General features: G+C 34.9%; 10 protein-coding genes. 4 read left to right on the top strand and 6 right to left on the bottom strand.

Going from position 1 to position 12,885, the window contains the following annotated elements; all coding sequences use genetic code 11:
- Positions 1-126: 126 nt before the first annotated feature.
- Positions 127-705 carry a porin family protein gene (locus tag RM51_RS09855; RefSeq protein WP_039368397.1) on the top strand — a complete coding sequence of 193 codons (579 nt, stop codon included), beginning with the start codon at positions 127-129 and terminating at the stop codon, positions 703-705.
- Positions 706-781: 76 nt separating this feature from the next.
- Here RM51_RS09855 and purF read toward each other — a convergent pair whose 3' ends face one another.
- The 5 genes from purF to RM51_RS09880 all read right to left on the bottom strand — a co-directional run bounded on the left by purF (position 782) and on the right by RM51_RS09880 (position 5,457).
- Entirely contained in the window at positions 782-2,281 is a 1,500-nt protein-coding gene (gene purF / locus RM51_RS09860; protein WP_039368399.1) for an amidophosphoribosyltransferase, read from the bottom strand.
- A 110-nt stretch (positions 2,282-2,391) separates the two neighbouring features.
- Complete coding sequence (purC, locus tag RM51_RS09865) at positions 2,392-3,111, bottom strand: phosphoribosylaminoimidazolesuccinocarboxamide synthase (protein WP_039368402.1); 720 nt, start codon at positions 3,109-3,111, stop codon at positions 2,392-2,394.
- A 21-nt stretch (positions 3,112-3,132) separates the two neighbouring features.
- Positions 3,133-3,828, bottom strand: a complete 696-nt coding sequence (locus tag RM51_RS09870; protein WP_039368404.1) for a DUF3307 domain-containing protein — start codon at positions 3,826-3,828, stop codon at positions 3,133-3,135.
- A gap of 1 nt (position 3,829) precedes the next feature.
- Complete coding sequence (locus RM51_RS09875; protein ID WP_039368407.1) at positions 3,830-4,435, bottom strand: SatD family protein; 606 nt, start codon at positions 4,433-4,435, stop codon at positions 3,830-3,832.
- Between the two features lie 116 nt (positions 4,436-4,551).
- Positions 4,552-5,457, bottom strand: coding sequence for an AraC family transcriptional regulator (locus RM51_RS09880; protein ID WP_039368418.1), 906 nt, complete (start codon positions 5,455-5,457; stop codon positions 4,552-4,554).
- A 123-nt stretch (positions 5,458-5,580) separates the two neighbouring features.
- Here RM51_RS09880 and RM51_RS09885 point away from each other — a divergent pair, with 123 nt between their 5' ends.
- The 3 genes from RM51_RS09885 (at position 5,581) to RM51_RS09895 (ending at position 10,925) form a co-directional block, all read left to right on the top strand.
- Positions 5,581-6,810: an MFS transporter gene (locus RM51_RS09885; RefSeq protein ID WP_039368421.1), complete on the top strand. Its 1,230-nt coding sequence runs from the start codon at positions 5,581-5,583 to the stop codon at positions 6,808-6,810.
- Positions 6,811-6,812: 2 nt separating this feature from the next.
- Complete coding sequence (locus RM51_RS09890) at positions 6,813-8,285, top strand: trehalase family glycosidase (RefSeq protein ID WP_039368423.1); 1,473 nt, start codon at positions 6,813-6,815, stop codon at positions 8,283-8,285.
- A gap of 192 nt (positions 8,286-8,477) precedes the next feature.
- Positions 8,478-10,925, top strand: a complete 2,448-nt coding sequence (locus RM51_RS09895; protein ID WP_039368426.1) for a TonB-dependent receptor — start codon at positions 8,478-8,480, stop codon at positions 10,923-10,925.
- Positions 10,926-10,999: 74 nt separating this feature from the next.
- Here the strand turns inward: RM51_RS09895 and RM51_RS09900 are convergent, their stop codons facing one another.
- On the bottom strand, positions 11,000-12,865 hold the full coding sequence (locus RM51_RS09900) for an endonuclease (RefSeq protein ID WP_039368429.1): 1,866 nt from the start codon (positions 12,863-12,865) through the stop codon (positions 11,000-11,002).
- Between the last annotated feature and the right edge of the window lie 20 nt (positions 12,866-12,885).

The following is a 12,885-nucleotide window of genomic DNA, read 5'->3' on the forward strand; positions in this document are numbered from 1 at the left end:
ATATTTGTTTGTTTTGATGAAATGTGTTTTGTTTTTTATGAATATTAATTTAAATTAATAAATTTTGGCAAGAAATTTGTATACTAAAGAATAGAAAATTAATAAATCATCAATCAAATAACAATTATGAAAAAAACAATCTTAGGAATTGCTCTTGCAATCAGTTCTTTAACGTTTGCACAGCAAAAAGCAAAGGCTTCAGCTTCGCCGGTATCATTTGGTGTAAAAGCGGGTCTTAATGTATCTTCTATCAATGCTGACGATGCGAAAGCAAAAGCAGGATTCTACGGAGGTGTATTTGCAAATATTCCGGTAGCAACTTCTTTCAGTGTACAGCCGGAGGTTTTGTACAGTGGAATGGGAGCAAAAAATAAAGATTATTCAAGTGTGAAATTAAATCTTGATTATATCTCAGTTCCTGTAATGTTACAGTACAATGTTCTTCCTGAACTATATTTGGAAGCCGGACCACAGTTCAGTTTTGCAATTAGTAAAAAAATTAAAGGAGACGGAGGTTCTGTAGATGTAGATAACTACTACAAAGGATTCGACTTTGGTGTCGGAATTGGAGCAGGTTATTACATCGCACAAGGATTTGGGGTTACCGCAAGATTCGTTGCCGGAGCTACAGATATCGTAGAAAACAATTCGGGTGATGCTATCAGAAACAACGTATTCCAAGTTGGTGTAGCATATAAATTCTAAACAATCTGTTTTCAATAAAAAATGTCAGACTTAAAATTTAAGTCTGACATTTTATTTTTATAGAGTGGAAAGAAAATTAATTAAATAATTCTAATTCTTCTCCTTTTCCTACAGGATATTCTTCTGTGAAACATCCGAAGCAGTGATTAGCAGAACCTAAAATGGTTTTTAGATTATCTATGCTTAAAAATTCTAAAGAATCTACTCCTAAATAATTTCTAAGTTCTTCGGTTGTCATATTTGCAGAAATCAAGTCATCTTTTGATGGTGTGTCAATTCCTAAATAACAAGGGGCGATAATTGGTGGCGAAACACTTCTGAAGTGAATTTCTTTTACTCCTGCATCTTTAAGGATTTTAACCAATCTTTTTGAGGTTGTTCCACGAACGATAGAATCGTCTATGATAACTACTCTTTTATCTTTGATTTCAGAAATGATAGGATTCAACTTCAGGTTCACTACCCTTTCTCTCATTTCCTGAGTCGGTACAATGAAACTTCTTCCGATATATCTGTTTTTAATCAGAACCGGACGGAAAGGAATTCCCGAAGCTTTAGCAAAACCAATGGCAGCCGGAACTCCCGAATCAGGAACTCCAATTACCAAATCAGCTTCTACAGGAGCTTGTTCCCAGATTTTCTCTCCCGATTTTTCTCTGATTTCGTAAACGTTGATATTTTCTAAAGAAGAGTCAGGTCTTGCAAAATAAATGTACTCGAAAGAACAGATTCTTTGTTTCGCTTTACTTTCATCAACCATAATAGAGTGAAGTTTTCCAGGTTCGTTTTCATTCGTATAAATGATCTCTCCCGGTAAAATATCACGAACATATTGAGCTCCAACAGCATCTAACGCTACAGATTCAGAAGCGACAACGTAAGAATTTTCGTTGATGGCTCCTAAAACCAAAGGTCTGATCCCGTTAAAATCTCTGAATGCAAAGAATTTATTTCTTGTCATTCCCACAACTGAATAGGCTCCTTCAATTTTCTCCATAGTCGCTTTGATGGCTCCACGAAGTCCAAGATCAAGATTTTTTTGAATTAATCTTAAGATCACCTCAGAATCCGAAGTTGCTCTGAAAACAACCCCTTCAGCTTCCAATTGAGCTTTCAATTCTTTTGCATTGGTAAGGTTACCGTTGTGTGCAATGGAAAGGATGATTTGGTCATATTCGTTTTTCGCGAAAAATGGCTGGAAATTATATTTCTTTTTGTCTCCTGCAGTCGTATAACGAGTGTGTCCGATTGCAGAATTTCCCATAAAAGTTTCAGGATCCGGGATCTCTTTATAAACATCCAAAACCAATCCTTCATCTTTCATATTGGTGATTTTTCCGTCTTTTAAGACAGAAATACCACAAGCTTCCTGGCCTCTGTGCTGTAATGCAAAAAGCCCGAACTGTGAAAGAGAAAACGTATCCAAATCATTATCAGAATACATTCCGAAGATACCGCACTCCTCGTTTGGAGCATCTAGTCTTTCTTCTTCCTTCGTTCTGAAAAGGTTTCTTCCGTAGGTTTGAGTTTCAAATTGTTTTAAATATTCACTTTTATGAACGTCTAAACTTTTCATTTCTATTTTTTCTAAATTATAATGATGGAAGCTGGGAGCTTGAAGTCTGAAGTTTATTATTAAACTTTGTTTTTAGCCAATAAACTTCCAGCATCCAACTTCTAGCTTAATTACTTACCAAGCACGTTTTTCAATCTGTTATAGATCTCAACGTAAGCTTCTGTAACTTCACCAAGATCTCTTCTGAATCTGTCTTTATCCAACTTCTTCATCGTGTCTTTGTCCCAAAGTCTGCAAGTATCAGGAGAAATTTCGTCAGCTAAGATAATCTCACCGTCAGAAGTTTTTCCTAATTCAATTTTGAAGTCAACCAAGATAATATTCATTTTGTCGAAAAGATCGATCAAGATTTCGTTGATATCTGAAGTTAATTCATACATTTCATCAAGCTCTTCGTAAGTCGCAGCACCTAAGAAAACAGCGTGGTGATCGTTGATAAGCGGATCTCCCAATTCGTCTTTTTTGTAGCAGATATCGAAGATGGTAACCGGAGATTTAATTCCTTCTTCCACTCCTAATCTTTGAGCCATACTTCCTGCTGAATAGTTTCTTACCACCATTTCCAAAGGAATAATAGATACTTTTCTTACCAATTGCTCTCTTTCGTTCAATTGTTTAATGAAATGAGTCTTAATCCCTTTTTCATTTAAATATTCAAAAATCAAAGTTGTGATGGCGTTGTTCATTTCACCTTTCAAATCAACAGATCCTCTTTTTTGAGCATTAAATGCTGTAGCGTCGTCTTTGAAACGTACTACTACTTGATCAGGATTATCGGTAGCAAATACTTGTTTTGCTTTACCTTCGTACAACATTTCTTTCTTTTCCATTTCTTACTAGATTTATTTTTATTATTTAATTAAAATTCCTGTTAAAACTGCCATTCCAAAGCTCAACAGCGTACCGATTAGTACATATTCTGTCAATTTTCTTTGTTTGGCCTGTGCTAAGTCGCTGAATCTGAAAACAGATTTTGCTGCAACCATAAAACCTACGCCTTCCCAGTGATTCACCATGATAAAAGTGAAAACGAGTAAACGTTCTAAAATCCCAATATACTTTCCGGCACTCGATAAAGATTCGGTTTGTATATTACTTACGGTCTCCGGAACGGGTGTCCATGAAGACAATAATATTTTAATAAAAATTGATGCAGGTGTCGTTAAAAACAATGCTGCCATCAAAATTTTTAAGAAGCTCTGATCTTTTAAAAATTCAAGATTGAATTCATTAAAATAAAAAGAAACTCCTGTGATCACTACAATATGTAAAGCCTGATCGATAAAAAACCAGCTTTTTTTATTTTTAATGGTTTGAAAACTCAGTTTCGTGGCATCAATAATAAAGTGTGAAATTCCCACCAAAACGGCTACCCACCAAAGTTCTAAGTTCCAAAGAAATATAAAACTTAACACTGTGTGAATCAGAATATGAAGGTACAAATATTTACTCTTTAGTTTTTTGTTTTCCTTCTCTGCAACCCAAGAATTTGGCTGAAGAATAAAATCTCCAAGTAAATGTGCCAATATGAGTTGAATAAAAATCATCTTACAGTTCTGAAATTTTCTTTCTAAAATATTGATTGGTCTCTACGATAAGCTCGTAGTTTGCACGCTTCAGCCTCTGGCTTATGGAGGACTGTGAGATATTAAACCTTTTTGCTAAATCTTCTTGTGTAATATCTTGATTCATAATCATCTCGTGAATGATTTCTGAAGTAGCCATTGTCCAGTTGTCAAAATCCTTTGATGACCATTTGAGAAGAATATTCAAATCTTTATTTACTGAATCATTTGAGGTTTTGATAGCAACGGTATGACCGTCGTTTTTTAAATCATTAAGAAGTCTTCCGGAATGTACATAGGCGGTTCCGTTGGACTCGGTGATTTTTTCAGAAGAAAAATTTTCTTCACCAATTCCAATGGCAATTCTTACGTCTAAATTTTCCTGACTTTTTATTAATGATTTTATGGCTAAGAAACGCCAGAAAACGTCATCTATATTACATTTGAACTGAAACTCATCTCCTCTGTAGATTTCCCATGTGTGAGGAGCGCTTCCCCAATTTTCGAGAAGATTTTTAAGTCTGGTGATCCAAACTTCCGTTTCCGCGTGTTGTGAATTTATAATATCTCCGGTAATGACCGCTATCATTTTGCAAATATAAGCATAATTACTTATAAATAAAAAATATAAGCAGAAAGACTTATAGATATTGATTATTAGTGAATCTGCTTATATCAATAATCTATAAAATGATGGGTATAAAGTTAGAATGAAGCTTTAATTTTTACCTCATCTTCTACCTTTAAATCTACATTCACTTTATTATGGGCAAAGTTCTTCATGAATTCTGAAGGTGTTTTTTCTGTGTATTTTTTAAACATTCTGTTGAAATACGTCACATTGTTAAAACCACAACTGTAGCTACATTCTGATATACTTTTATCCTGTGCCATCAATAAACAGGCTTTATTAATACGATATCGATTCACGAATTCTGTAAAGGTAATCTGTGTCGCTTTTTTGAAAAAATTGCAGAAAGCGGGTAATGTTAAATTTGCAAGTTTGGCAACATCTTCAATATTGATTTCTTTATCAAAGTGGTGTTCAACGTACGTGAATATGTTTTCAAGGCGTGTTTTGTTCTTAGAGATAATCGTATAAGGCATGATTTCCTTGTTCAGAAGCTCATAATTTTCACATTTTGAAAGCTCAAACAAGATTTCCAATAACAATAAGTATCTTTTGTATCCTTCTGATTTTAACATTAATTCCAATTTTGGAAGCATTGTTTTGTGTACCTCATCATGAAAATGAATTCCATATTTTGATAACTCCAAAAGGTTTTTTATTGACCTCGCCTCCACTTCCTGTTGTGGAAACTGTAGAATTTCTTCTTTAAACTGAAGCACAATTTCTTCATGCGGATCAATAGAATTTAAACCAAAACCTGAATGAGGAATATTGGAACCAATTAATACCAAATCGCCATTCGTATAATTACTTTTATGATAGCCAACGTGTCGGGTTCCGCTCCCTGAAATCACACAGACAAGTTCAATTTCTGGATGATAATGGTATTCCCATTTGAATTCAGAAATGGGCGAATTATTGTGAATCGTGCGAAAAGAGCTTTTTTCATCAGGAATGACTCGTTCAAAAGTGACTTTCATTTAATTAATCGAATTTTATTAGCTAAAATAATAATTATATTAATATAGTTCAAATATTGATTTATCATGTTAAATTAATGTGAAGTCAAATGCTTTTATCTTAGCCCACAAGAAATTATATGAATGAAAAATTTCAATATTAAAGCAGTTTTATTTTTAAATTATTTCGTTTTTGCGATTCTTTTGAATTCTGTAGGAACCGTGATTCTTCAGGTTCAGCAAAACTTCGGAATTTCCAAGTCTCATGCGAGTGTTTTGGAAGGTTTCAAAGATTTACCGATTGCAATTTGTTCATTCATTTTAGCATCATTTTTACCAAAAATCGGAATCAAAAAATCAATGCTGATTGCTTTGTTATTGGTGAGCTGTATGTGTTTTGTGATGCCTTTCACTAATGCTTTTTGGTTTTTTAAACTCTTATTTACGATTGTCGGAATTTCTTTCGCTTTAATTAAAATTTCAGTTTTCACCTCCATCGGATTGGTGACGAATACAGATAAAGAACATTCAAGTTTTATGGGTTATCTGGAAGGTTTTTTTATGATCGGCGTATTAATGGGAAATGTTTTATTCAGCTTGTTCATAGATGACCACAATCCAAGATCGACCCATTGGCTGAATGTATATTGGGTGTTGGGTGGAATTTCAACCTTGTCATTTTTGTTTTTATTCTTCACAAAATTAGATGAACATGAAGCAAAAAGTGAAAAAACAGATTTGCTGGGAGATTTAAAAAACAGTGCAAGTTTGTTTGGCTACAGAAAAGTCTTATTCTTTTTATTATGCACATTCCTTTTTGTGTTGGTTGAACAAAGTTTCCAGACTTGGACACCGACTTTTTATAAAGAAATTTTAAAAGTTCCAACTTCGATGAGTATTCAGGCGGGAGCGGTTTTGGCGGGAGCTTTTGCGTTGGGAAGGTTCTTATCTGGTTTTTTCTCGAAGAAATTCAGTTGGATCTACGTGGTTTCTTTTTGTGTGGTTGGTTTCGCTATTAGTATTTTATTGGTACTTCCTTTGACTCACAACATTACTATTGATGCTGGAACAACTTGGTTAAATGCCCCATTGGTTGTGTATTTATTTCCATTAATGGGAGGTTTATTAGCTCCAATTTATCCAAGTATTAACTCTGTGATTTTAGCATCGATTCCCAAATACTTACACAGTGCAATGTCTGGTTTAATCGTAGTTTTCTCTGCAATCGGAGGAACAATAGGATCGATAATTACCGGTTTTGTGTTCCAGGAATTTAGCGGACAGCAGGCGTTTTACCTTTCCTTAATTCCCCTTTCGTTGTTGATTATTTCAGCAATTTTCATGAATAAATTAAAAATAAATCCAAAAAAATAAAGATGAACAAACAATTATACATAAACGAAATTCAGACTCTTTTTGATGATGTTCAACGATCAAAGATTTTCGAAGATCAAAAGATGATGACCGATGCAGTTCCGTTATTTCCAATTGATGATATAAATGTAAAATATGAAGCGGAAAAACAGTCGGAAAATTTTGATTTGAAAGAATTTGTCCTATCGAATTTTGACTTTTTAGGAGCAAAAGTTTCGATTCAAAGAGAAGAACAATTGCCAATTGAAGAGCATATTGAAAAACTTTGGGATGAATTGACGAGAACAGCTTACGAAGAAAAAGGAACTTTACTAAAACTTCCAAAACCTTATGTTGTTCCGGGAGGACGTTTCAATGAGTTCTTCTATTGGGATAGCTATTATATCATGCTGGGTTTACAGGCTTCGGGAAGAATTGAGATGATGGAAAACATTATTGAGAACTGTTCTTATTTGATTCAGACCGTTGGATTTGTCCCGAATGCAAGCAGAACTCATTTTTTAAGTCGTTCTCAACCACCGTATTTTTCATTGATGCTGGATCTGCTTTTTGAAACAACTAAAGATGAAAATATTTACATCAACTATCATGATACACTAGAAAAAGAATATGCTTTCTGGATGAATGGCGTTGAAAAGCTGGAAAATGGATCAAGTTCAGAAAGAGTATTGAAAACCAGTAATGGAGATGTTTTAAACAGATATTATGATGCAGAAAACGAACCACGTCCTGAAAGTTATTTAATAGATATTGAAGATTCTGAAAATGCAGGTGGCGAATTTTACAGAAACATACGAAGCGCCTGTGAATCGGGCTGGGATTTTTCCAGCAGATGGTTTGCAGACGGAGAAAACATACAGACGATTGAAACATTGAATTTGGCTCAAGTTGATTTGAATTGTCTTTTATGGCATTTGGAAAAAACATTAGCAAAATCTTCATCGCTTCAACATTTGACGGAAAAAGAAAATATTTTCAAAGAAAAAGCCGAAAACCGAAAAGAGATGATCGATAAGTATTTCTGGGATGGGAAATCCGGGACTTATAGAGATTTTCACAGGAAGAAAAATACAACAACCTCATCTGAACATATTGCTATTCTTTATCCTTTGTTTCTGGGATTGGCAAATGAAGAACAGGCAAGGTCTATTGCAAAAAATATTGAAGACAAGTTTCTCTATCAAGGCGGATTGGTGACCACCACAAAGAAAACCGGACAACAATGGGATCTTCCGAATGCTTGGGCACCATATCAATGGTTGGGCTATAAAGCCATGAAAAATTACGGTTTTGACGACTTGGCAGAAAGGATAAAAAGAAATTGGTGTGCGAATGTGGAAAGGGTGTATAAAAACACAGGGAAATTAATGGAGAAGTACAATGCTTTAGATATAGAAACAGTTGCAGGAGGTGGAGAATATCCTAATCAGGATGGTTTTGGATGGACAAATGGAGTGTATCTTAAACTAAAATAAAATGAAACATTAAGGAATTAAGATGTTATGGTTTAAAAAGGAGAATAAGAGATTTGATTTTATCAAATATTTAGTAATGTGCTTATAAAACATCTTTGATGTTTTCCTTCATTCAACTTAAAACCTTACCTACTCTTAATGTTTAAAATAGATCAAACTCAAAATTAAAACTAACTATAAATTAACAGGGCTATGAAAAAAAAATCGATCTTTTTACTTGCCGGAATTGCAACGCTTTATTTTAATAATACGTATGCTCAGGAAACGACTCCACAGGACTCTACGAGAACGGCATCTATTGATCAGGTAGTAATCACAGGAAACTCAAATCCAAAAAAGAAAATAGAATCCAGTACAGCAATTTCTACGTTTACCGCAAAGGAAATTCAGAAGCAAAACCCGATCAGTGCAGCTGCTTTATTACAAAGAGTTCCTGGTTTTGCAGTGGAAACTTCGGGTGGTGAAGTGGGAAATAACCTTTTTGCAAGGGGTATCCCTTCTGCTGGAGCTTATGAATTTGTGCAGGTTCAGGAAGATGGACTTCCGGTTTTTGAAGACGGAGCTTTGCAGTTTGCCAATGCGGATAATTTCTTCCGTGTAGATAATTCTGTAAGCAGGCTGGAAGCTTTGAGAGGTGGTTCAGGATCTATTTATGCTAATAATTCTCCCGGAGGTTTGATCAACTTTATTACAAAAGAAGGAAGCAATGATTTTAAAGGAACCACAAAAGTAGAGACCAGTACGTATGGTTTGATGCGTACAGATGTTAATCTGGGTGGTGCTTTGGTACAGGATAAATTATTCTTTAATGTCGGTGGTTTTTACAGAACAGATAACGGAATCAGAAAAACAGGTTTTAAAGCAAATAATGGCGGACAAGTCAGAATGAATCTGAAATATGTCTTCGATAAAGGTTATGCTAAAGTTTATTATAAAAAGCTTGATGATAGAAATACATTCTTCCTTCCTATTCCCTTGTCTCAAAATGGAAATGATCTGAAAGAATTCCCTGGTTTTGATGCTAATTATGGAACATACAGCTATAGAGCGATTAGTCAGTTAAATATTCCGCAAGCAGGAGGTGGATTTTTCAATAGAAATTTAGAAGATGGAATTCATCCTAGAGTTGATGTGTTGGGAGCTGAGTTTAAATATGATTTGGGAGGTAATTTCTCTGTGATCAATAAAACAAGGTATACGAATATCAATATGAATTATACCGGAATTTTCCCGGCTGGAGGACCTCAAACAATGGCTGATTTTGCTCAGTCAGAAGGAATCACTGGAAATAATTATCAGTATTCATTGGTAAGTAACGGAGCAATTGTAAATCCTGCTTATGTTCAGAAGTTGGGTTTCTGGGCAATTGATAAGCAAATGAATAATTTCGTAAACGATTTACAGTTCAATTATAAATTTGACAAAGGAAATGTAACGGCAGGTTTTTATAAATCCAACTGGAAATCTCATCAATACTGGAACTGGAGCAATATTTTAACAACCGCTTCAGACCGACCGGAACTTTTGAATTTGGTTGATACTTCCTTAACTCCGACAAGCGCAGGATATTCTAAAACTTATAACGGAGTTACAGATATGTCGTTCCTAGTCAGAGATTCTCAAGTTCAGGGAAGTCTGAATGATCTGTATTTGAATTTAGATTATAATATTACTGATAATTTGAGTTTCAATGGAGGAATCCGTTACAGCAAAGATTCTTATAAGGGGTATGGTGTAAATACAACTACTGCAAACCTGAATAATTCAGGATTAACTACAGACGGAACACATTCTTTCTTGACAACTACTGCTGATGATAATATTGCAGTGTTAGGAAATAAATACACGTATTGGTACTATGATGTAGACAGAGTGTCTTTCACAACGGCTTTGAATTATAAAATCAATAAAGAAAATGCAGTCTATGCACGTTTCTCTAATGGATTCAGATCTCCGAATGAAGAGGCGTACTATAATAATATGAATGATTTGTCGGCGATAAAACCGGTAACAACCAATCAATTGGAAGTTGGATATAAATATTATTCAAGAACATTCGATGTCGCGGTGATTCCGTTCTACTCTACTTTGAAAAATCTTTCATTTACGGATGTATTCTCTGACGGAACTTCTGAAAATAAATTTGCCAATACCACCAACTTTGGAGTGGAATTGGAAGGATATGCAAGATTATTCAATAATTTGCTGGAAGTGAATTTTAACGGAACAATTCAGAATCCGAAATATAAAAACTTCACAGGAACAGATTCAGCAGGTAATTTCTTTGATTACGACGGAAATACGGTAAGAAGAATGCCGAAATTCTATTTTAATATTGCTCCGGCCGTGAATATTACCAAACAATGGAGAGCGTATGTAAGCATGAATTACTATGGTAAACGTTTCCAGGATGAAGCGAATACGGACAAAAATATCTTACCTTCATTTTCGGAATTCGGGGCAGGAACCTCTTATCAGATGGGAAAAATAAGATTTGCTGTTGACGGAACCAATATTTTCAATACGATCGGAATTACAGAAGGCGATCCGAGATCTCCGCTTACAGGAACAGGAGATATCAGAATGGCAAGACCTATTATGGGAGCTGCTGTAAGAGCATCAATTACATTAGATTTCTAAAATTAGTTTCTTTATAAATAAAAAACCGTCAGAGATTTTCTGGCGGTTTTTGTTGTTATAGTAAAAGTGTAAAATTACTTTTTGATAAACGGATAGATTTTCCCGTCAAGTTTTAATAAATAAGAACCTGTAGATAAGTGCTGAACGGAAATATTCTTTTTACTTTTGAACGGAGTTTTTTCTGTAGAAATCACTTTTCCTGAGTAGTCTAAAATTTGTGCAGACTGTATCTCTTCTGTTTTTCCGCTTACAAAAATGTTTTCATTAGCAGGATTTGGATAGATTTTAAGTGATTCATCGCGAGAAGTGATAAGGTCTGAAGTTGATAATGATCCCAAGTTCTGGCAATAATTGCTTGCATAAGAATCCCATTCAGAAATAGCAAAGCTTGTCGTAGGTTGGGTTACACTTGCCTTTCTGTATAAAGAAACATTTCCTAATGTTGAAGAATTGCTTGCACCGGAAACTCCGATTGCATCTACTGTTGTCGATTGATATCTTAATTCAAGATACTGGCTTCCTGAATACGTCATTTGCGGAGCTGCAGTTACAAATTTTGCCTGATTAATGGTATAACAAGAAAAATTAGCTTCAGGATGTAATACGACAAACGTTTCATTGTCTTGAATGATCCCATCCAGTTCATAAGGATCTACAAAATAATAGTTACTGCCGCTGTAAAACTGAATTGATAATCTGTAATTGCTCAAATTTACAGGGTGTCCCGTTTTATTGGTGATTTCTATTCCCTTATTATTGGATGTTCCTTCCAGATATTTTGTAACCATCAGATCTTTAGCGTAGCTATCAGAAGCTAAAGTTGTTGCAGAGGCTGTATTGCTGTCCGAAGAAAGCAAGTATCCGTTGTCATAAGCTTTAATGGTAAAAGTATACGCTGTTGAAGGAGTTAAATGATCTACACTGAAAGTTGTATTTCTTGTAGCTCCTACCAAAGTTCCGTTTTGGTAAATTTTATAACCGATAACATCTGTACTAGAGCTTGGTGTCCAGCTTAGTGTGGTGAAATAAGCACTGTTTTGAGTTACTGCTAAATTGGTAGGTGTTTGTGGAGCAACCGTATCAGGAGTTTGTCCCCAAATGGCATTTACCCAAGTCGGATTATCAATAAAAGGGTTTCTGTTTTTCTGTAAAGTATATACGGCGTTATTTCTGTCGATTTCCTTTTGAGAAACAGGGTCTTGCTGATGCCATTGAAGGAGCATCGCAATATAAGCTGGATCAAAAGCTCTTTCTTCTGTGCCATCCAAAGGATTGGTATCTGAAGCCGGATTGGTATTGTTATTAAAATTAAAAGTGCCTAACTTTCCTTCATATCGTACGGCAAAATATAACAAACTTCTCGCTACATCTCCTTTAAATTCATTAATAGGTTCGTACACACGTCCTGTATAAGTCATTCCAGGGATGGCGCAATTCCCGATTTTTGAAGTATTGGTAAATGTATAATAAATCGTAGAGCCTACTATTCCGTAAGGATAATTACTTCTTAACTGATTAATTCTCGCATCGGTTGGAACTACATAAAATAAATCCGAATACATTGGATAATTACTGTAAAATGTACTTTGTGGCATCATATGTTCACGATTCCAGCCCTGCCCTTCTGCACTTGCACTTCCGATGATGTTTGCGGTGGTATATTCATACGCATCCGGTCCTGTCGGAATCTCAGAATACATATCTAATAATATAGTGGTGTTGGCGGCACCATAATCATAATATTTATCTAGATCGGTCTGGTTATAATAGTTGGTAAGATCACCATAGTGCCAGTTGATATTTTTTGCAGAAATAATATCATGAAGTTTTGATTTTAGTGCATAACCACTCAAACCGGTTGTGCCATCATAATATCCTGCAGGAACTTGCGCTGCAAAATATGATGAAATCAAAATTACAGGAAGTAGAAGTTTTTTCATGCTTTAGTATTGGGAGGCTA

Source organism: Chryseobacterium taiwanense (genome assembly GCF_000813825.1).
GTDB classification, from domain to species: Bacteria; Bacteroidota; Bacteroidia; order Flavobacteriales; family Weeksellaceae; genus Chryseobacterium; species Chryseobacterium taiwanense.

Excerpts from the sequence above, each read along its gene's own strand:
- RM51_RS09855 (WP_039368397.1), top strand. The coding sequence starts at position 127 with ATGAAAAAAACAATCTTAGGAATTGCTCTTGCAATCAGTTCTTTAACG.
- purF (WP_039368399.1), bottom strand. The coding sequence starts at position 2,281 with ATGAAAAGTTTAGACGTTCATAAAAGTGAATATTTAAAACAATTTGAA.
- purC (WP_039368402.1), bottom strand. The coding sequence starts at position 3,111 with ATGGAAAAGAAAGAAATGTTGTACGAAGGTAAAGCAAAACAAGTATTT.
- RM51_RS09870 (WP_039368404.1), bottom strand. The coding sequence starts at position 3,828 with ATGATTTTTATTCAACTCATATTGGCACATTTACTTGGAGATTTTATT.
- RM51_RS09875 (WP_039368407.1), bottom strand. The coding sequence starts at position 4,435 with ATGATAGCGGTCATTACCGGAGATATTATAAATTCACAACACGCGGAA.
- RM51_RS09880 (WP_039368418.1), bottom strand. The coding sequence starts at position 5,457 with ATGAAAGTCACTTTTGAACGAGTCATTCCTGATGAAAAAAGCTCTTTT.
- RM51_RS09885 (WP_039368421.1), top strand. The coding sequence starts at position 5,581 with ATGAAAAATTTCAATATTAAAGCAGTTTTATTTTTAAATTATTTCGTT.
- RM51_RS09890 (WP_039368423.1), top strand. The coding sequence starts at position 6,813 with ATGAACAAACAATTATACATAAACGAAATTCAGACTCTTTTTGATGAT.
- RM51_RS09895 (WP_039368426.1), top strand. The coding sequence starts at position 8,478 with ATGAAAAAAAAATCGATCTTTTTACTTGCCGGAATTGCAACGCTTTAT.
- RM51_RS09900 (WP_039368429.1), bottom strand. The coding sequence starts at position 12,865 with ATGAAAAAACTTCTACTTCCTGTAATTTTGATTTCATCATATTTTGCA.